Raw genomic sequence first — 18,860 nt, 5'->3', positions numbered from 1 at the left:
ATGTCAAAGATGGGGCATGATCGGGGCATGACCGACGGGACGTACGGCACCCAGCGCAAGGCCGCCGCGCGCAACCGTGTCGCGATCATCGAGGCCGCGCACGAGCTCTTCGCGCAGAATCCGCTCGTGCCGCTGAGCGAGGTCGCCAAGCGCGCCGGCGTCGGCGCGGGCACGCTCTACCGCCACTTCCCCACCCGCGAAGACCTGATCCTCGCGGCCTACCGGCACGACATCGAGCGCCTGACCACCACCGCCGACGAGGTCCTGACGCGCCACGCGTCGGCGAAGGCCGCCTTCGTCGAGTGGTTCGAGACGCTCGCCGCCTACATCCGCATCAAGCACGGCCTGGGCGACGCGCTGCACAGCGAAGCGGCCCAGGACCTGATCCGCGCCGCCGGGGCCCCGGCGGCGGCCGCGGTGGCGAAGCTCGTCGAGGCGTGCGTGGCCGAGGGCACGATCGCCCCCGGGCACGACCCGGCCGACATCATCATGCTGATGAGCTTCCTGTGGCGCGTCGCGAACGACGACGAAGGCGCCGCACAGGGGCGGCGCCTGATCGCCGCGGTGTTCTCGGGCCTGCAGGCGCCGCCTCAGCCGACCTGAGCCGCGCGACGGTCCCGCGTCCCCAGCCGCAGCGCGGAGACGAGGAAGAAGACGCCGCCCAGCGTCGCGTAACCGGCGAGCGGCGCCAGCGAGGCACCGTCCTTTGTGGCCTGGAAGACGAAGGAAGCCCCGGCCAGCACGGAGATCCCGCCACTGAGGATCATCGGCCACTGTCCGCCGAGGGCGCGCCGGGCGACGCCGACGACGAGCTGGACCACGCCGGCCACGATCGCCCAGGCGCCCCAGACGCGCAGGACGCCGGGGATCCCGGACGCGGCGGCGACGGCCAGGCCGGCCGCGGCGAGCAGGCTGATCACGACGTTCACATACAGCGTGCCCGTCCTCGACGTGCGTGCGTCGACCAGCGCGGCGGCGACGTCGAACAGCGGGTACAGCACCAGCAGCGCGACGCTGACCGGCCCGAGGCTCGACGCCGTCACGAACAGCAGGCCCGCCCAGACCAGGGCGAAGGCGAAGCGGACGAAGTAGAGCCGTCGCAGGGACGGTGCGATTTCGGTGGTCATGAGCCCTCCCGGTAGATAGAACGATCTGTCTCGTTGCCGACTATGGCAGCGGACATCGACGCCGTCAAGACCGACCGTTCTATCTGCTAGGCTGCGGAGGAAGCGTCCGCGAGGCAGGAGTACTGGTGTCCGAAGCCCGAGCCCGGCTGCTCGCGTCGGCGAGCCGGCTGTTCTACACCGAGGGACTGCACTCGGTCGGCATCGACCGGGTCATCGCCGACGCGGGCGTCACCCGCGCCACGCTCTACCGCCACTTCCCCAGCAAGGACGACCTGCTGGTGGCGTACCTGTCCGAAGCGGACAAAGCCATCCGCACCCAGGTCGACGCGGCCCGCGCGACAGCGGACGAACCGGCGGACATCGTCCGCGCGGTAGCGGCGACGATCGCCGACGGCATCCGCTCCCCCGGGTTCCGCGGATGCGCGTTCCTCAACGCCGCGGCCGAGTACCCGGACCCGGCCCACCCGGTGCACCAGGCGGTCCTGACCCACCGCGAGTGGTTCCTGAGCACGGTGACGGAGTTGCTCGCGGCAACGGGCGAGACGGCCCCGGAGCCGGCGGCCCGGCACTTCGTCCTCCTCCGCGACGGCGCGATGGCGGCGGGCTGCCTGACCGACCCGGCACCGATCTGCGAGACGTTCCTGCTTGGTGTGGAAGGGATTCTGCGGTACCGGGACGCCTCGGTCGTAGCGAGAGAGACGCGCGGTACGACTCACCGCGTATGAAGGACTTCATCGAAGACCAGCCGCGTTTGGTCGCACTGGTGTTGATCTTGGCGGAAGTCGCCGTACTGGTTCTTCTCGTCACCCAGGTGCCGGTCGACTGGCCGGCCTTGGGCCGCTGGCTCCGCTTGCACCCCCTGTTCCTGGGGAAGCTGGCGGCCTTGGTCGCCGCTGCGGCGATCACCGTCCGCCTGTGGTGGCGGCTGTTGTCACGAGCGTTGTCGCGGTACCGGGCCCGCCGGACTCCCCGTCCGGTCGGCGTCAGCTGGACGGTGGTGGCAGGAGCCGCTCTGGTGGTCGGTGGCGTCGCGTGGGGCGCGACCACGCTGTTGCTGGGGGAAGCCGACCGGGCCCGCGATCCCGGCGCGGCCCGGGTGGAGGCGATCAAGACCGGTCTGGGCAGCGCGGCCGGCGCAACCGGCATCTTCGCCTTGCTGCTGGCGGTTCGGCGGCAGACGCATCAAGAACTGACCGCAGCCGACGTGACGTTCGACGCGACCGAGAAGCGGGTCACCGAGCTGTACGCGAAGGCCGTCGAGCAGCTGGGATCGCCGAAGGCATCGGTCCGTTTGGGCGGCCTCTACGCCCTCGACCGGCTGGGCCAGGACAACGAGTCGCAGCGCGAAACGATCCTGAACATGTTCTGCGCCTACCTGCGCATGCAGTACAGCCCGCCCGACAAACTGTCCGAGGGCGCCACGCCCGAAGAGCACGAACGGCATGAAGCGCGATCTCAAGAACTCCAAGTCCGCCGGACAGCTCTGCGCCTGCTCTGCCTGCACCGTCCGTCGGACGCCTACCTGAGGCTCGATGGTCTCCGGCCATGGCCCGGCGACATCGCGCTCGACTTGAACGCAGCGTTCCTGCCGGGCGCCAACCTGTCCATGATGAATCTCAAGGGGGCATCGCTCGCCGGCGCGAACCTTCGCGGAGCCAACCTCCGCCGCGCCGATCTCTCGCTGGCGCGGCTGACCGGCGCGATGCTGGAAGGCGCCGATCTCGAGGGCGCAATCGTCGGCAACGCGAATCTTGCCGGCGTGCGGGCCGCCCGCGCGAGCTTCCGGGGAGTCCGCTTCACCGGCACCAACCTCACCAACGCGGACTTGTCGGACATCGACTTCCAAGGTGCATACCTCACCAGGGCCGCCCTTACAGCCGCGCGTATCGACCCCGCTGCCACCAACTCCATGTCGCGCCGCTTCTGAAAGACCTCGGCACTCAAGGCGCCGGGAACGTCGTCGGCTCCGGTTCGTAGCCCAGGCGGTCGATCGCCGCCGTGATGTCCAGTGTTCGCTCCATCGCGAACTGGCTGATCACGTACCGGTTCAACCGCCCACCCGGGAACACCCGCGCGAACGGGGACAACAGCGCTGCCGGCACGTACAGCGGCCGGGCTCGAACCCCCGCCGAGGCCAGCAAGCCGCGCAACGCCCGGTCGATCGAAATCGGGTCGCTGTCCGCGATGTTGAACACCCCCACCGCGTCACCGGCCGCCGCCAGGAGGCAGGCGCGCGCCACGCTGCTCACCGCCGTCATGCTGACCAGGACCCGGCCGTTGCCCGGCACCAGCAACCGGCCCGCTCGGACGTTCTCCAGCAGGCGAGGCAGCAGCGTCGTGTCTCCGGGGCCGTACACCGCGTGCGGGCGCAAGATCACCGGGTCGTCGGCGATGGCCAGCACGAGCCGTTCGGCCGCCGCCTTGGCTGCCGCGTACGCGTTGAGGTACCGGCTGACCGGGGCTTCGTGCTCCTTCGCCCGCACCGTCGGCCGGTACGGGTCGTACACGCTGGCGCTGCTCACGTGGACTATCCGGCGGTCCGGGAACGACACCAGCACGTGGTGGGTGCCGAGCAGGTTCGTCCGCCACACCTCGTCCGCCACTCCCGTGTCGGTCGCCGATGCCGCGCAGTGCACCACCGCGTCGACGTCGGGCGGGTCCGCCAGCTTGGCCGCGCCGATGTCCCACGGCCGGTACCGGGCGCCGCCCAGGTGGCGGGCGTCCGCCGCCGGGCGCCGGCCGAACGCCGTGACCTCCCAGCCCGCCGCCGTGGCCGCCCGGCAGACCGCGCCGCCGACGAAACCCGTCGCGCCCGTCACCGCCAGTCTCATGGCCGGCTCGCGGTGACCAGCTCGCGCAGGCGCCCGCGGTCCAGCTTGCGCGAGCGGCCCGACCGCGGCAGTTCCGGCAGGACCACGATGCGGTCCGGCACGGCTTCGGCGTCGATGAGCTCCGGCAGCCGGCGACGCAGCCGCCGGACCAGCCGGGCCGGGTCGGCGTCGTCGCTGTCGACCACCACCGCGAGTACCACGCTCTCGTCTCCGGTCACCGGATCGGGCGTTCCGACCATCGCCGCCTCCCGGACGCCGGACAGCAGCGCGATCGACGGCTCGTACAACCCCGGGTAGATGTTGTACGAGCCCCGGATGAGCATGTCCTTCTTGCGGCCCGTCAGGACGATCCGGCCGGCGTCGTCCAGCCTGGCCAGGTCGCCGGTGGCCAGCTCGGTCAGCGGCGGCGCACCCAGGTAGCCGAGACACGCATTGGGCGCCGAGACCAGCAGTTCGCCGTCGGCGGCGATCCGGGCGCTCACCCCGGGCGACGGCGTGCCGAGCAGGTCGCCCGGCAGCCCCCGCTCGATGTGCGCCAGCTTGTCCTCCGCGCGGGCGACGGCGAGCGGGATCGCCTCCGTCATCGCGTAGACGGACAGCACCTGCCCGGCGGGGACCGCGGCCATCGCCTGGCGCAGCACGGCCGGGGCCGCCGGCGCCGAGCCCATCACCAGGTGGCGGACGTGGTCCGGCCACCGCGGCAGCACCCGGCACACCTCCGCCAGGTGCACCGGCACCCCGTAGGCGTGGGTCACCCGCCGGGTCGCGAGGTCCTCGGCGAAGCGCTTCGGCGACGCGGACGGCTTCGGCAGGGACAGCCGGGCGCCACCCAGCAGCGCGGGCAGGCCGGCCACGATGCCGTCCGCGTGCATCACGTCCCCGGGCGCGAACGGAAGGTACTCGCCGAGCATCGTCACCGCCGCGGTCAGGGTCCGCAGCGAGTGCACGACCCCCTTCGGCTGCTCGGTGGTGCCCGAAGTGAACACGACGAGCGCGGGCGCGTCCGCATCCGGTTCGGGGGCGGCGGACGGCATCCGGTCGAAGAGGTCCTTCAGCGCCAGGGCCGAGCGCGGCACGCCGGGCAGCCGGCGTCCGATGTGGACGGTCCGGACACCGGGGTCGGCGAGCGGCTGCCGGAGGTCCGGCACCGGCCAGCCGCGGCGACGGCAGAACGCGCGGACCGGTCCCACCACGCTGGTGGTGAAGAACAGCGACTCCGCGATCAGCCAGCGCGGGCGGTACGCGCGCATCCGCGCCGACACCAGCGCCGGCCCGACCGCCGTGTCCGCCGAGATGACCACCGCGCCGGCCCGCAGCAAGCCCAGGAACAGGCCGATCGCGGTGGCCGAGTTCCGGACCGCGAACAGCACGCCGTCGCCGGGAGCCAAGCCCTCGGCCCGCAGGCCGGTGCTCACTTCCAGGGTCAGCCGGCGCAGTTCGCCGAACGTCGCCGTCCGGCCGTCCGGGTCGATGACGGCCACCTCGTCCGGCCGTTCGGCGGCCGTGTCCAGGAACCGGGTCACCAGGTCGTTCATGCGCGGCTGACCTCCAGTCGGCGGTAGGCGGGGAAGAGCACGCCGGATTCGGCCCGGCGGGCGGTGACCCGCAGCGGGGCGTGGTCGAACAGGGTGCCGAGCACGGCGTGGATCTCGGCCATGGCCAGCGGGTAGCCGAGGCAGAAGTGCGGCCCCGCCCCGAACCACAGGTGCCGCAGCTGCGGCGGGTGCGCGCGGCCGAGGTCGAACCGGCCGAGCGCCCGGGCGCAGTTCAGCGTCGACACGACGACCCGGTCCCCGGGCCGCACCGCGACCCCGCCGATCCGGCCCGGCCGCACCGCGTTGCGCAGGATGATCGGGGCCGGGGTGATCAGCCGGGCCGTCTCGGCGATCGCGGCCGCCACCGGCGCCGGGTCACCGGCCCGGTGCGCCGCGGCGACGCCGGCCAGCTCACCGTGGTCGTGCAGCACCGCGACCAGCCGGGGCAGCAGGCCGGCGATCGTCTCGGTGCCCGCGATCAGGAACGCCGACGCGAGCCCGCACGCCTCGGCTTCGGTCAGCCCGAAGCTGCGCATCCGGCCGACGGCGGTGTTCTCGTCGCCCGCCGCCCAGGCCCGCGAGGTCGTGGTGCCGATCTCCGCGACGATGGCGCGGGCCCGGGCGATCTGCTGGGCGCTCAGGCTGAGCCTGCCCAGCTTGACCAGGCCGATGATCGCCGTCGCCTGCCCGGCCATCCGCAGGTACGCCGCCTCCCGCTCGGCCGTCGAGCCGGTGACGGTGAACCCGACCAGCGCACTGGTCACGGCACCCGCGACGATCTTCGTCGTGCGCACGACGTCCACCGGACGGCCGCGGCCGAGCGTCTCGGCCACCCGGGCCAGCGGTTCCGCGCACACCGCCTCGACCAGCCGGCCGGCGTAGGACGGCGTGAAGAACTCCGCGAGCTTGCGCCGCATCGCCCGGTGCTCCGGGCCGTCCATGTTGACCAGCATCGACGGGCCGAACACCGGCGTCCACAGGTCCGCCTCGGTGCCGCCGCCGCTGCGGAAGGTGCCGGTGTCGGTCAGCACCTCCCTGGCCACCGCCGCCTCGTTCACGACGACACCCAGCCCGGGCACCCGCACCACCGGGCCGAACCGCCCGAGCAGGCGGATCACCGGGTACGCGAGCGGGTGCGCCGCCAGCTGCACCCGCAGCTCGTGCGCGGCCGCCCTCATCGCACGTCCACCGTCTCGCCCCGGTAGCCGTGGCTGGTGTACCAGGCGAAGGTGTTGCGGATGCCCCACGCCTTCGTGCGCCGCTGCGACCAGTACACGACCATGTCCCGCCGCCTGCCGTAGGCCCGGGTCACGCGCCGGACGCGGTTCACCAGCGTGCGGTCCTCGTGGTCCTCCTCGATGGCCGTCCTGGGGTAGCCACCGCACCGCTCGTACAGGCGCGCGGTGATGGCGGTGTTCCCGCCGGCGCACAACAGGTACGGCCCGGTGTACTCCGGCCCCCGGTTGGCGCGCTTGAACCGGGCGGCGTACCCGCCGAACGCGACCAGGAACGCCAGCACGGCCCGTTCGGACCGCGGCACGGCGAAGTCGTCGGTGCGCGCCTTGAACCGGCCCGCGACCAGTTCCAGCCCGGAAGCGAACCCGCGCCGGACGGCTTCCGTCCATTGTGGAGCGACAAGGCAGTCCGCGTCGGTCCGGGCCAGGTGGGTGGCGCCGAGGCGGATCGCGTGCCGCATGCCGGTGTCGCAGGCGGCGCCGGTGCCCTTCTGCGGTTCGCCGATCACCCGGACGTCCATCTCCGGGTGATCGGCGGCGAACGCGCGGACGACGTCGGCCGTCGCGTCCGTGCTCGCGTTGTCCACCACCAGCACGGTGAAGTCGCGGTACCGCTGGGCGGCCAGCGAGCGCAGCGGGCCTTCGATCCACTTTTCTTCGTTGTACGCGGGGATGACGACCCACAGCCGTTCGCTCATGAGGGCAGCTCCGCGAAGAGGACGCCGATGCTGGTGCCGCCGGCCAGCCCGATGAACGCGATCTTGTCGCCGGGCCCGCAGCGGCCGGACTCCAGCGCCAGGCTCAGCTGGAGCGGCAGGCTGCACGAGGCCACGTTGCCGTGGTCGGCGATCGTCACGACGAGCTGCTCCTCCGGTACCCCGCTGTGCTCCACGAAGACCCGCAGGTGCGGCACGCCGACCTGGTGCACGAAGAAGACCGCGAAGTCCTCCCGGGCCAGCCCGGTGCGGGCCAGCGCGGCGTCCAGCTGCGGCCGGATGCCCCGCACGACGGACTCCATCAGCGTGCGGCCCGCGCCGCGGATGTAGCCGTCGGCGACCGGGTCGCGGGAGTTCGCGCCGCCGTGGCCCGGGATCGAGCTGACGTGCCAGCGCGCCGAGTCCGCCGTGAAGTCCCGGTAGAAGACGCCGGGGCCGGCCGAGGACTCCAGCAGCATCGCGGCGCCGGCGTCGGACAGCGTGTACCCGGCGAGGGAGTCGACGAACTGCTCGCGGTCCGCGACCGACCACCGGACCACCCGGGAGCCGGTCTCGCCGGTGCAGACCAGGACGCGCCGGTACTGCCCGCTGAGGATGAGCGACTCCGCGACCTGCATCCCGTTGAGGAAGCTGTTGCAGGCGTTCTTGACGTCGAACACCGGGCAGGTCGCGCCGAGCTTGGCGGCCACGACGTGCGCCGTGGCCGGCTCGATCAGGTCCTGGGAGGCCGACGCGAACAGGATCAGGTCCACATCGGACGCGGCCAGCCCCGTCTCGGACAGCAGTTTCGCGGCCGCCGTCACGGCGAGGTCGGACGCCTGTTCGCCCTCGGCGGCCCGGTGCCGCGTCCGGATCCCGCTGAGCTTGCCGATGGCACCCGGCCGGGGCGTGAAACCGGGGCTCTCGCGGCCGATGCGGTCTTCGATCTCCCGGTCGGCGACCAGGGCCGGAGGCAGGTAGGCGGACACGCCGCCGATCGTCACGTTCAAGACAGTGTCCTTCCCTAGGCGCCGGTGAAAGCCAACGACACGTTGTGCCCGCCGAAGCCGAACGAGTTGCTGATCGCCGCGGTGAGCCGGACCTCGCGGGGCGCGCCGGCCACGACGTCGAGGCCGATCCGGCTGTCGAGCGTGGCCAGGTTGGCCGTGGGCGGCACCAAGCCGTCGCGGACGGACAGCACGGTCGCGATCGCCTCCACCGCACCGGATCCCCCGAGCAGGTGGCCGAGCGCGCCCTTCGGTGCGGTCACCACCGGCCCGTCGCCGAGGACGCGCCGGATCGTGGTGCTCTCGGTCAGGTCGCCCAGCGGCGTGGCCGTCGCGTGCGCGTTCACGTGCCCGATGTCGCCCGCTTCGAGTCCCGCGCGGCGCAACGCGGCCGTGATGGCGGTGCACTGCCCGGTGCCGTCGGGGTCGGGGGCGGTGATGTGGTGGGCGTCGTTGCTCATGCCCACGCCGGCGAGCCTGCCGTACGCCTTCGCGCCGCGCGCGGCGGCGAAGTCCGCGCGCTCCAGCACGAGGACGCCGGCCCCCTCCCCCAGCACGAAGCCGTCGCGGTCCGCGTCGAACGGGCGGGACGCCGTCTCCGGGCTCGTGTTGCGGGTGCTCATCGACCGCGCCCGCGCGAAGCCCGCCATGATGGCCGGCGTGATGCAGGCGTCCGTTCCGCCCGCCGCCACGACGTCGGCCTCGCCGGCCATGATCATGCGCCACGCCCAGGCGATCGCCTCGGCCCCGGACGCGCACGCCGACATCGGCGCGTGCACCCCGGCCCGCGCCCGGAGCGCGAGCCCGACCAGCGCGGCCGGCCCGTTGGGCATCACCATCGGGATCAGCTGCGGCGACACCGCCCGCAGGCCGCGCTCCCGCAGGGCGTCGTGCTGGGTGACGAGGGTCGACGCGCCGCCGATCCCGGTGCCGATCACCACGCCGCACCGGTCGGGTGCCACCGTGCCGTCGGTGAGGTCCGCGTCCCGGCACGCCTGCCGGGCCGCGACGACGGCCAGCTGTTCGGCGCGGTCCATCCGCTTGAGCTCGACGTGGTCGAGGTCGGGCTCGACCGCCAGCCGCGCGGCGATCCGCACCGGGAAGTCGTGCTCCCGCGTCCACTCGGTGTCGAGGACCGACGCCCCCGAGCGGCCCTCCAGCAGTCCCCGCCAGGTGGCAGGCACGTCGCCGCAGAGCGGGGTGGTCGCGCCGACGCCGGTGACGACGACCTCGATGTCGTTGCGGGACAAGCTGTTCACGCAGCGGCGCGCAGGTAGTCGGCGACGTCGCCGAACGTCTCCAGCCGGTGCAGGCCGTCCTCGGGGATCGTCAGTCCGTAGCTGGTTTCGATCTCGTCGGTGAGCTCGACCATGGCCAGGGAGTCGATGTCCAGTTCCTCGCGCAGCGACAGGCCGGTCAGCGGGCGGCCGGCGGACATCGCCAGCGGGTCGGTGCCGGACACCTTCCGGATCAGCTGGACCAGGGTGCGCTCGATGTCGTCGGAAGGGCTCACGGGGCTACCTCTCACGGGTGGGGTTGCGCGGGCCGGGCGGCCACGACGTGCACGCTGGCAACGGCCGCTGACCGACAGCTGACGGGTGGGGCCGTTTCCGGGCCGGTTGTGCGCCGCGCACAACCGGTTCGCGGCTCCCGCCCAGCCCGCCGGCGCTAGGGTCGGCGGATGCCGGGCCATCCGCACGCGTCCAGGAGGGTCATCCGCGAGGTGGCCACCGTCGTCCTCACCGAGCTGCCCGTGTTCGCCGACCGGCTGGTCGAGCGGGGTGCTGTCGAGGAGAAGACGTTCTACGCCCACGGCGACTGGGTGGCGCCCGCGGACATGCGGCAGTCGTTCATGGACAACGCCCGCAGCGCGCTGGTGCTCATCACCGACGGGTTCGAAACGCGGGCCGACTGGATCGCGGCCCCGCTGGCGACCGGCCGCCGCCGCGCCGAACAGGGCGTTCCCCTCGAGGCGGTGCTGCACCTGTTCCGGCTCGGCACCGAGCTGCTGTGGGGGATGCTGCTGGCCGCGGCCCGCCGCCGGTCACCGGACGAGCTGGCCGAGTTCGTCGACAGCGTGATGGTGCTCTGGCAGGCGACCGACCGCGTCTCGACGGCGATGGTCGAGGGGTACCGGTCGCGGGAGATCCAGCTGCAGACGCGGGCGAACCGGCGCCGGGAGCGGCTGGTCCGGGTGCTCGTCGAGGGCCGCGGCGCGGACCCGGCCGTGGCCGCGGACGCCGAAGCCGACCTCGGCCTGCCCGGGCACGGCCGGTACGTCGTGGTGCTGGTGGTCTGCGACCTGGGCGCCGAAGATCCGGCGCCGGTGCCCGGGCTGGCGGCGCTGGGCGTGCGCGTGGTCGTGGCGCCGTACCGGGACCGGGTGGTGTGGCTGGTCGAGCTGGGCGGGGTCACCGCCGAGCGGCTGGCCGGTCTGCTGGCGCCGCACCTGCACCACCGGGCGGGTCTCTCCGGCGAGGTCGACGGCCTGGCCGAGATCGGCATCGCCTACCAGCTGGCCGAAATCGCCCTGTCCACGCAGGCGCCGGACGCGCCGGGCCTCGCGGTGCTCGACGAGCGGCTGCCCGAGGCGCTGGTCGTGGCCAGCCCGCGGCTGGCCCACCGGCTGGCGGCCCGGACCCTGGGCCGGGTCTTGGACCTCGAAGACGAGGAACGCCGGGTGCTCCTGGACACCCTGCGGGCGTGGTTCCGCGCGGACCGCTCCCCCACCCGCGCGGGCGAACTGCTGTACTGCCACCGGAACACGGTGCTCAACCGGCTGCGCAAGCTGGAACAGCTCACCGGTGCGTCCCTGGAGGACGACCGCCACCAGCTGTGCTGCCGCCTGGCCCTGCTGGCCCACGACCACCTGCGACGCGAGTGACTCGCCCGCGGAAGCCCGCGGGCGAGTCACCCACGCCGGTCAGGAAGAACTGCAGCTGACGCTGGGCCAGGTCCAGTTCCCGTTGGTCATGATCGTGACACCCCAGTTGTTGCCGCTGCCGTTGGGAGTCGCGATGAGCACCTGGCTGCTCGGCCAGGTGGCGTTGATGTTCCAGGTGGTGCTGATCCGCTCGGGGCTGGGCACGTTCATCGTGACCGTCCACGACGAGGAACCGCTGACCGAGACGTTGAGGTTGTACCGGTCACCCCAGGACTGGCCGGCCGAGAGCGTGGCCGAGCAGCTGCCCCCGCCCGGGGTCGTGGGCGTGGTGGTCGGTGTCGTCGGAGTTGTGGGGGTGGTCGGGGTGGTCGGGGTCGTGGGACCCGTCGGGGTGGTCGACGTCGTGGGCGAGGCGGCGTTGAGGGCGTTCAGCACCGAGCTGTAGGCGGCCTTCTTGTTACCGCTGCCGTCGAACAGGAGCGGGCTCTCGCTGGAGCGCCAGGAATCGCTGTCCCGCACGCCCCACACGGTGATGCCGACGCAGCGTGCGACGTTCATGCACGCCTGGGTCAGCGCCGAGTACTGCGAGGTGTTCGCGTTGGTGACGTCGACCTCGGTCAGCGCCACGTCGACGCCGAGCGCCGCGAAGCTGGAGATCGTGGTCTGGAGGCTGCTCGGCACGGAGCTGCCGCCGGTGAAGTGGGCCTGCAGGCCCACGCAGTCGATCGGCACACCGCGGGACTTGAAGTCCTGCACCATGCGGTAGACGCCCTGGGTCTTGGCGTAGTTCCAGTTGTCGATGTTGTAGTCGTTGTAGCAGAGCTTGACCGACGGGTCGGCGGCGCGCGCGGTCTTGAACGCGACCTCGATCCAGTCGTTGCCGGTGCCCTGCAGGTTCGACTGACGACGGCTGCCGTCCTCGTTGTACGCCTCGTTCACCACGTCCCAGTAGGCGAGTTTGCCCTGGTAGTGGGCCATCACCTTCTGGATGTGGTTGATCATCGCGCTGCGCAGCGCGCTGCCGCTCATGCTCTGCATCCAGCCGGGTTGCTGCCCGTGCCAGGCGAGGGTGTGCCCGCGGACCCGGGAACCGTGGCTGATCGCCCAGTTGTAGACCTGGTCGCCTGCCGAGAAGTTGAACTGGTTCTGGTTGGGCTCGGTCGCGTCGGGCTTCATCTCGTTCTCGGGCGTCACCATGTTGAACTCGCGCGCCGCGATGGTGGTGTACGCCGAGTCGCCGAGCCGGCCGGCGGCGATCGCGGTACCGAAGTAGCGGCCCGACTGGGCGGCCGCGGCCCCGAGCGTGCTCGCGGCGGCGTCCGCACCGGGCGCCGCCACCAGCACCGCCGCGGTCGCGGCGAGGGTGGTCACCCCCGCCAGAACTCGGGTGGCCGGCGACCGCCACCACCGCCGTGGGCGGCGCGGGTCCGGGGAACTTTCTGCCATCCGTGGTCTCCTTCCGGGCTGGAAGGCCAGCACAACACGGCGTTCGGCGGCCACGCAAAAAGTTTCGGCCAACTTTCGAAAGCGTGAAAATTACCTGCACCCGATCACCGGAGCCCGGCCTCACCGCGGAGTCGCGGCCGGCGCCGGCCGGGGGTCACCCCTCCGGCCGGCCCGGCCCTTCTCAGCCGTTGCGGACGATCCGCCACCGGGTGGCGGCGGCGCCGCTGTCGGGACCCTGCGCGGCGTACGCGCCGGCGGCGGTCGAGTTGTTCTCGATCGTCAGCAGCTTGCCGCTGTTGACGTTGCGGATCTTCGCCGTGCCGTCGCCCTGGTCGACGACCGTCCAGCGGTGGTCGGCCGTTCCGTTGTCCGACCACTGCAGGACCTGGGCGTTGTCCGCCGTCGACATGTCACGGACGCCGAGCACCTTGCCGCTGTTGGCGTTGCGGAACCGGACGGCGGTCCCGTCGGTGACGATCTCCCAGTTGTGGTCCGCGGTCCCGTTGTCCGACCACTGCAGCGCGCGGCCGCCGTCGGCGGTGGACATGTTCTCGATCCCGAGCAGCAGCCCGCTGCCCACGTTGACGAGCCGGGACGTCGTCCCGCCGGAACTGCCGCCGGTCTTCCAGTAGGCCGTGTAGTTGAAGCCCTGGGCGTCGTAGAAGGGCACCAGGTTGACCGTCGAGCCGTTGGCCTTGGCGCTGAAGGCGAGCGAGCTGGTGCTGGTCCGCGTGATCGACGCCGGGTCGAGCGTCGGCAAGGCGCTCAACGTGCTGGAACCGTAGTTGCCGGCCAGGACCACCGGGCCGTAGGTGACCGCCGCGACGTTCGCGTTGTCGTTGGCGGGCCGCAGGACCGGCTGCATCGGCAGCCGGACGGTGACCGCGTCACCGGAGACCCAGGACCGGGTCAGGGTGGCGTAGCTGCCGGGGGTGGCGGTGACGTTCTGCGCGACGCCGTTGACGCTGATCGTCGCCCCGGCGGCCCAGCTCGGGATGCGGATGCGCATGGCCCAGCTGCCGCTCGCGGTGCCCGTGACCGTCAGCGTCGTCGTGTCGCTCGCCGGGTAGGACGTGGTCTGGGTGACGGTGATGCCGCGCTGGGTCCAGGTGAGCACCGAAGGCAGGAACAGGTTCACGATCAGCGTCGTGTCGGTGTGGAAGTAGATCGAGTCCGCCAGCTTCGTCTGGGTTTCCACGCCGGTGCCCTGGCAGCACCAGAACGAGTTGTAGTCGGTGCTCCACGTGCCGCCGCCCCACGCCGGGCCGAGGCCGCGGCGGCCGCCCGGGTTGAGCGAGCTGAAGTAGGTGATGTGCCCGTGGCTGTCGGCCGGGTTCTGCTGGCCGATCATCTGGTTGAGCAGCGCCCGCTCGTAGTACTCGGCGAGGTCGGCGCGGTCCGGGTAGAGCTCGAACAGCTCCCGGGTCAGCTTGAGCATGTTGTAGGTGTTGCAGCTTTCGCACGTGTCCTGGTTGAGGTACGCGGCGATGGCGTTGGGGGCGCGGAAGTGCTCGGCCTGGCTGTTGCCGCCGATGGCGTAGGTGTGCGCGCCGACGGTGATGTTCCACGCGTTGGTGGCGATGTCCCGGTAGCGGGTGGTGCCCGTCGCCTTGTACTCCCGGGCGGCACCGATCCACTTGGGGACCTGTGTGTTGGCGTGCAGGCCGTTGAGCTGGTCGCGGTTCGCCGCCAGCGGGTCGAACACGGCGGCGTGGTCGAACCGCTGCGCGACGGTCAGCCACCTCGAGTCGCCGGTGTACTGGTAGAGATCGGTCAGCACGGCGTTCATGCCGCCGAATTCGGTGTTCAGCACCGACTGCATCTGGCTGTAGCTGAGCCGTCCGGTGCGCCGGTCGACCCATCCGGCGAGGTTCAGCAGCACGTCACGGGCCTGCGTGCTGTCGGCGTACCGCCAGACGTCGAGCAGCCCGGCCATGGTCTTGTGGATGCAGTAGTACGGGACGTTGCCGTTCGACAAGTTCCCGGCCTCGAGGGCGGTGAAGTCGGACTCGGGGAAGCCGGACAGGTACCCGGTGCCGAAGCCGGCCGCGCCGTCGTTGGCCTGGCACTTGGCCAGTTCCGCCACCATGTAGGTCGCTTTGTCCCGGCAGGTGGTGTCACCGGCGACGGCCCACAGCTGCGCCCACGCGGTCAGGAAGTGGCCCTGGACGTGGCTGCGGAACGGGAAGTTCGGTGCGTCCCAGCCCCCGTTCGTGGCCGCGCCGCCGGTGGAAAGCCGGTGGTTGGCCCGGAAGTTGTACAGCAGCCGGTCGACGTCGACGAAGCGCAGGTAGTTCTGCGTCCGGTTCTGGTTGTCCAGCCACCGGCTCGCGGTCAGCCGCACCTGGCCGAGGTCGAACGGGACGGCGGCCACCCCGATGTCCGAGCGGACGGGATCGGTGGCCGCCCGGGCGAGCGGCCTGCCGATGAGCGGTCCGGCGGCCGAGGCGAGGGCGGTGGCTCCGGCGGCTTGCAGCAGTCGCCGCCGGGTGAAGGAGGAGTTCACCGGGTTCTCCGATCGTCGCTGAGTGGAGGACGCGGATGGCACGTTAGCGCTAACATTCCCCGCTGTCACGACCCGAGCGGTGATTGGGCGCCAGTCCGGTGCACAAGCAGCGCGGGCCACGAAGCGCCGGAGCCCCGCTGGTGAAAGTTGCGCGGTGGCCCATTTCGACGGTTTCGGCCCGTCGCCGGTCACCACGGCCTATCCCTGACGCAGCTTTCGCCAGGCTTCGCGGCGCCGGCGCTGGGCTTCCGGGTCCGCCACCGGCGCCGCCGACAGCAGGCGCTGCGTGTACGCGTGCGCCGGGGTCGTCAGGACCTCCTTCGCCGGGCCCTGCTCGACCACGTGCCCGCGGTGCATCACCGCGACACGGTCGGCCAGCTGCTCGATCACCGCGAGGTCGTGGCTGATGAACAGGCACGCGAAGCCGAACTCCTGCCGCAGCTCGCGCAGCAGGTCCAGGATGCGGGCCTGGATCGTCACGTCGAGCGCGCTCGTCGGCTCGTCGGCCACCAGCAGGTCCGGGCGCAGCGCCAGGGCCCGGGCGATGCACGCGCGCTGCCGCTGGCCGCCCGACAGCTCGTGCGGGTAGCGCGCCGCCAGCGCCGGGGTCAGCCGGACGGCGTCGAGCAGGGCCGCCACTCGTCCGTCCACTTCGGACTCACGAACCGCGCGGTGCAGCCGCAACGGCGTCGCGACGCTCTCCCCCACCGTGGTGCGCGGGTTCAACGACGACAGCGGATCCTGGAACACCACGCCGATCCGGCGCCGCAACGCCTTCGCCGCCCGGCCGCGCACGCGCGTGACGTCCACGTCCCCGATGTGCACCGAGCCCGCCGTGGGCGCGATCAGGCCGGTGACCGCGCGGGCCACCGTGCTCTTGCCCGAGCCCGACTCGCCGACCAGGCCGAGCACCTCGCCCGGCTCCACGTGCAGGTTCACCCCCGCCGCGGCGTGCACGGCCAGCGCGCGGAACCGGCCGCGGTAGGTGACCGCCAGGTCCGCCACGCGCAGCAGCGGCGCCACCGCGGGGACGTCGGGCACCGACGCCACCGCCGGGTGCTCCGCCGCGGCGACGTGCCCCGGCCCCACCGAGACTTCCGCGGCCACCACGCGTTCGAGCCCGGTCGTCGCCGCGCTGCCGAGCGAGATCACCGAGCCGAGCAGCTGCCGCGTGTAGTCCTCGGCGGGAGCGGTGAAGATCCGCCCGGCGTCACCCTGCTCGACGACCCGGCCGTCGTGCATCACCACGACCCGGTCGGCGAGGTCGGCGACCACGCCCATGTCGTGCGTGATCAGCAGGACCGCCGTCCCCAGCCGCGCGCGGAGGTCGCGCAGGAGCTCGAGGATCTCCGCCTGCACGGTGACGTCGAGGGCGGTGGTCGGCTCGTCGGCGATCAGCAGCTTCGGCTCGTTCGCCACCGCCATCGCGATGACGACGCGCTGCAGCTGCCCGCCCGACAGCTCGTGCGGGTACGACCGGAACCGCTCGCGCGGGTCCGGCAGGCCGACCAGCCCGAGCAGCTCGATCGCGCGGTCCCGGGCGGCCGGAGCCGCCGGCGGCTGGTGGGCGCGGATCGCCTCGACGAGCTGGTCCCCGATGGTGAACACCGGGTTCAGCGCGCTCATCGGCTCCTGGAACACCATGCCGACCTCGCCGCCGCGCACCGCCCGCAGCTCGGCCGGCGGCATCGCGTAGAGGTCCCGCCCGGCCAGCTCCGCGCGGCCCGTCACGCGGGCCGTGGGCGGGAGCAGGCCGAGCAGGGACATCGCGGTGACCGTCTTGCCGGAGCCGGACTCCCCGACCACCGCGACGACTTCGCCCGCGCCGACCTCGTAGCCGACCCCGCGGACGGCTTCGACGCCGCCGAACGAGACCGCCACGTCGTGCAGCCGCAGGAGCCCGGCCGGGCTCACTGGACGAGCCCGAACTTGCGGTAGTCGACGTAGGCCGGGAAGCGGCCGATCTGGACGCCGCCCACCTGGGAGCCGTGCAGGAACGAGTTGCGGGTGTAGATCAGCGGCACGACCGGCGAGTCGGCGAGGATCTTCTTGTCCAGCGCCGCCCACTTCTTCCCGGCCTCGGCCGGGTCCACGGTGGCCTGCGCTTCGGCGATCAGCCGGTCGACCTCGGGGTTGCTGTAGCGGGACTCGTTGTAACCACCGTTGCCGATCTCGGTCGACTGGAACAGCGGCTGGATGTTCGCGTTGGCCGACGGGATGTCCGGCTGCCACGAGGTGAGCGTCAGGTCGTAGTCCGAGAGGCCCTTGGTGTCCACTTCGGACGTGTAGGTGTCGTCGTCGAGCGGCTTGATGGTGACCTTGATGCCCGCCCGCGCCAGCGCGGCCTGGATCGCCGCGGCCTTCTCCGGGTAGCCGTTTTCGTTGTGCGTGGCCAGGACCAGCCCCTCGATGCCGTTCGGGAAGCCCGCCTCGGCGAGCAGCTGCTTGGCCTTCGCCGGGTCGCCGGACGGCGGCGCCGGGTACAGGTCGTACTGCTCGCGGCCCTGCAGGCCGGGCGTGATCAGCGTCGTGGCGACGTCGCCGGCCAGCTGGGCGCTGCCCGCGCTGGCCACCTGGTAGGCGGCCTTGTCGACGGCGTACTGGAATGCCTGGCGCACCTTGGGGTTCGTGAGGTTCCCACGCTGGGTGTTCAGCGAAAGGTAGGCCAGCGCCCCGGATTCCGACGTCACCAGCCGGGACTTCGCCGACGCGTTGCCCTGGATCTGGGCCAGCTGGGCGGGCGAGGCGAACGACATGCCGAAGCCGGCGCGGTCCTTGCCGGTGTCGTCGATGAGCCGCTTGGAGATGACACTGGTGTCCTGGCCGAGCTCGAAGTCGATGGTGTCGGCGTAGGCCAGCCGCGTCTTGTCCTCGTCGCGGCTCCAGTTCGGGTTGCGCACCAGCTTCGCCGACTTGCCGCGCTGGTAGTTCTGCAGCTGGTACGGGCCGGACGCGACCGGGTGGTCACCGTAGTTCGCTTCGGCGCCCTTGCCCTTCGGCACCGGGGAGAACGCCGGCGTGCTGGCGACCCAGTTGAAGTCGCCGTAGGCGCGGGCGAGGTGGAAGACGATCGTCTTCGCGTCCGGCGTCTGGATGGTGTCGAGTTCCTTGCCGCCGTCGAACGGGCCCTTGTACGCCAGGCCCGGCGAGAGCAGGTCCTTGTGGTAGGCCAGGCCGCCGCTGAAGGCCGGCGCGAACGACCGCTCGAGGCCCCACTTGACGTCTTCGCTCTTGATCGGGGTGCCGTCGGCGTACTTCAGGCCGTCCTTGAGGGTGAACGTCCACGTCTTGCCGCCGTCGCTGGGCCGCCCGGTGTCGGTGGCCAGGTCGGGCACGATCGTGGTGTCCTTGCCCGGCGCGACGTCCCACGACGTCAGCCGCCGGTGGATCAGCCCGAGCGTGGTGACGACCAGGTTCGAGCTCTTCGCCGGGTCCCAGGTGATCGAGGGTGCGTCGTTGAGCAGCAGGAGGGTCCCGCCCGGCTTGACGGTGCCGCCCGCCCCGGCGGGTGCGTCGTTGGCCCCGCACGCCGTCAGCACCACGACCGCGGCCGTCGCCCCGGCGACCAGCCAGTGTGCCCGTTTCATCGGTTCC

General features: G+C 72.2%; 16 protein-coding genes. 4 read left to right on the top strand and 12 right to left on the bottom strand.

Annotation, left to right across the window (positions count from 1 at the left end):
- Positions 1 to 27: 27 nt before the first annotated feature.
- The gene (locus AB0M93_RS03600) at positions 28 to 603 is read left to right on the top strand and encodes a TetR/AcrR family transcriptional regulator (protein ID WP_364267981.1); all 576 of its coding nucleotides are present in this window, start codon (positions 28 to 30) and stop codon (positions 601 to 603) included.
- On the opposite strand, the gene AB0M93_RS03595 is transcribed toward AB0M93_RS03600, so the two are convergent.
- Entirely contained in the window at positions 591 to 1,127 is a 537-nt protein-coding gene (locus AB0M93_RS03595) for a hypothetical protein (protein WP_364267979.1), read from the bottom strand. The two genes, AB0M93_RS03600 and AB0M93_RS03595, sit on opposite strands and share 13 nt — an antisense overlap.
- 125 nt (positions 1,128 to 1,252) lie before the next feature.
- Between AB0M93_RS03595 and AB0M93_RS03590 the strand changes: the two genes are divergently transcribed.
- Positions 1,253 to 1,852 (top strand): TetR/AcrR family transcriptional regulator, encoded by a 600-nt coding sequence (locus tag AB0M93_RS03590; RefSeq protein WP_364267977.1) that lies wholly within the window; start codon positions 1,253 to 1,255, stop codon positions 1,850 to 1,852.
- Positions 1,849 to 3,054: a pentapeptide repeat-containing protein gene (locus AB0M93_RS03585; protein ID WP_364267975.1), complete on the top strand. Its 1,206-nt coding sequence runs from the start codon at positions 1,849 to 1,851 to the stop codon at positions 3,052 to 3,054. Before AB0M93_RS03590 ends, AB0M93_RS03585 begins: the two co-directional genes overlap by 4 nt.
- 13 nt (positions 3,055 to 3,067) lie before the next feature.
- Here AB0M93_RS03585 and AB0M93_RS03580 read toward each other — a convergent pair whose 3' ends face one another.
- Genes AB0M93_RS03580 through AB0M93_RS03550 form a run of 7 tightly spaced genes read right to left on the bottom strand, consistent with a single transcriptional unit; the run spans position 3,068 to position 9,943 of the window.
- Positions 3,068 to 3,958, bottom strand: a complete 891-nt coding sequence (locus AB0M93_RS03580; protein WP_364267973.1) for an NAD(P)-dependent oxidoreductase — start codon at positions 3,956 to 3,958, stop codon at positions 3,068 to 3,070.
- Complete coding sequence (locus AB0M93_RS03575; protein WP_364267971.1) at positions 3,955 to 5,493, bottom strand: class I adenylate-forming enzyme family protein; 1,539 nt, start codon at positions 5,491 to 5,493, stop codon at positions 3,955 to 3,957. The genes AB0M93_RS03580 and AB0M93_RS03575 overlap by 4 nt, the downstream gene beginning before the upstream one ends.
- Positions 5,490 to 6,671: a cytochrome P450 gene (locus AB0M93_RS03570; RefSeq protein ID WP_364267969.1), complete on the bottom strand. Its 1,182-nt coding sequence runs from the start codon at positions 6,669 to 6,671 to the stop codon at positions 5,490 to 5,492. Before AB0M93_RS03570 ends, AB0M93_RS03575 begins: the two co-directional genes overlap by 4 nt.
- Entirely contained in the window at positions 6,668 to 7,426 is a 759-nt protein-coding gene (locus AB0M93_RS03565; RefSeq protein WP_364267967.1) for a glycosyltransferase, read from the bottom strand. Before AB0M93_RS03565 ends, AB0M93_RS03570 begins: the two co-directional genes overlap by 4 nt.
- Complete coding sequence (locus AB0M93_RS03560) at positions 7,423 to 8,427, bottom strand: ketoacyl-ACP synthase III (RefSeq protein ID WP_364268907.1); 1,005 nt, start codon at positions 8,425 to 8,427, stop codon at positions 7,423 to 7,425. The genes AB0M93_RS03565 and AB0M93_RS03560 overlap by 4 nt, the downstream gene beginning before the upstream one ends.
- Positions 8,428 to 8,447: 20 nt before the next feature.
- A complete protein-coding gene (locus AB0M93_RS03555; protein WP_364267965.1) occupies positions 8,448 to 9,689 on the bottom strand; it encodes a beta-ketoacyl-[acyl-carrier-protein] synthase family protein in 1,242 nt (413 codons plus the stop codon).
- Positions 9,686 to 9,943 (bottom strand): phosphopantetheine-binding protein, encoded by a 258-nt coding sequence (locus AB0M93_RS03550; protein ID WP_364267963.1) that lies wholly within the window; start codon positions 9,941 to 9,943, stop codon positions 9,686 to 9,688. The genes AB0M93_RS03555 and AB0M93_RS03550 overlap by 4 nt, the downstream gene beginning before the upstream one ends.
- 168 nt (positions 9,944 to 10,111) lie before the next feature.
- On the opposite strand from AB0M93_RS03550, the gene AB0M93_RS03545 reads away from it, so the two are divergent.
- Positions 10,112 to 11,314, top strand: a complete 1,203-nt coding sequence (locus AB0M93_RS03545) for a helix-turn-helix domain-containing protein (protein WP_364267961.1) — start codon at positions 10,112 to 10,114, stop codon at positions 11,312 to 11,314.
- Positions 11,315 to 11,353: 39 nt separating this feature from the next.
- On the opposite strand, the gene AB0M93_RS03540 is transcribed toward AB0M93_RS03545, so the two are convergent.
- The 4 genes from AB0M93_RS03540 to AB0M93_RS03525 form a co-directional block, all read right to left on the bottom strand.
- Positions 11,354 to 12,760 (bottom strand): endo-1,4-beta-xylanase, encoded by a 1,407-nt coding sequence (locus AB0M93_RS03540; protein WP_364267959.1) that lies wholly within the window; start codon positions 12,758 to 12,760, stop codon positions 11,354 to 11,356.
- Between the two features lie 181 nt (positions 12,761 to 12,941).
- Entirely contained in the window at positions 12,942 to 15,266 is a 2,325-nt protein-coding gene (locus AB0M93_RS03535) for a beta-L-arabinofuranosidase domain-containing protein (protein WP_364267957.1), read from the bottom strand.
- Positions 15,267 to 15,464: 198 nt separating this feature from the next.
- Positions 15,465 to 17,180 (bottom strand): ABC transporter ATP-binding protein, encoded by a 1,716-nt coding sequence (locus tag AB0M93_RS03530; RefSeq protein ID WP_364267955.1) that lies wholly within the window; start codon positions 17,178 to 17,180, stop codon positions 15,465 to 15,467.
- Positions 17,177 to 18,853, bottom strand: a complete 1,677-nt coding sequence (locus AB0M93_RS03525) for an ABC transporter substrate-binding protein (RefSeq protein ID WP_364267953.1) — start codon at positions 18,851 to 18,853, stop codon at positions 17,177 to 17,179. The genes AB0M93_RS03530 and AB0M93_RS03525 overlap by 4 nt, the downstream gene beginning before the upstream one ends.
- Positions 18,854 to 18,860 lie beyond the last annotated feature (7 nt).

It is taken from the genome of Amycolatopsis sp. NPDC051102 (assembly GCF_040682815.1).
Classification (GTDB): Bacteria; Actinomycetota; Actinomycetes; order Mycobacteriales; family Pseudonocardiaceae; genus Amycolatopsis.
This window is presented reverse-complemented; position numbering and strand designations above follow the sequence as displayed.

Bases quoted from the DNA above. Each gene is read 5' to 3' on its own strand.
- AB0M93_RS03600 (WP_364267981.1), top strand. From the start codon at position 28: ATGACCGACGGGACGTACGGCACCCAGCGCAAGGCCGCCGCGCGCAAC.
- AB0M93_RS03595 (WP_364267979.1), bottom strand. From the start codon at position 1,127: ATGACCACCGAAATCGCACCGTCCCTGCGACGGCTCTACTTCGTCCGC.
- AB0M93_RS03585 (WP_364267975.1), top strand. From the start codon at position 1,849: ATGAAGGACTTCATCGAAGACCAGCCGCGTTTGGTCGCACTGGTGTTG.
- AB0M93_RS03580 (WP_364267973.1), bottom strand. From the start codon at position 3,958: ATGAGACTGGCGGTGACGGGCGCGACGGGTTTCGTCGGCGGCGCGGTC.
- AB0M93_RS03575 (WP_364267971.1), bottom strand. From the start codon at position 5,493: ATGAACGACCTGGTGACCCGGTTCCTGGACACGGCCGCCGAACGGCCG.
- AB0M93_RS03570 (WP_364267969.1), bottom strand. From the start codon at position 6,671: ATGAGGGCGGCCGCGCACGAGCTGCGGGTGCAGCTGGCGGCGCACCCG.
- AB0M93_RS03565 (WP_364267967.1), bottom strand. From the start codon at position 7,426: ATGAGCGAACGGCTGTGGGTCGTCATCCCCGCGTACAACGAAGAAAAG.
- AB0M93_RS03545 (WP_364267961.1), top strand. From the start codon at position 10,112: ATGCCGGGCCATCCGCACGCGTCCAGGAGGGTCATCCGCGAGGTGGCC.
- AB0M93_RS03540 (WP_364267959.1), bottom strand. From the start codon at position 12,760: ATGGCAGAAAGTTCCCCGGACCCGCGCCGCCCACGGCGGTGGTGGCGG.
- AB0M93_RS03525 (WP_364267953.1), bottom strand. From the start codon at position 18,853: ATGAAACGGGCACACTGGCTGGTCGCCGGGGCGACGGCCGCGGTCGTG.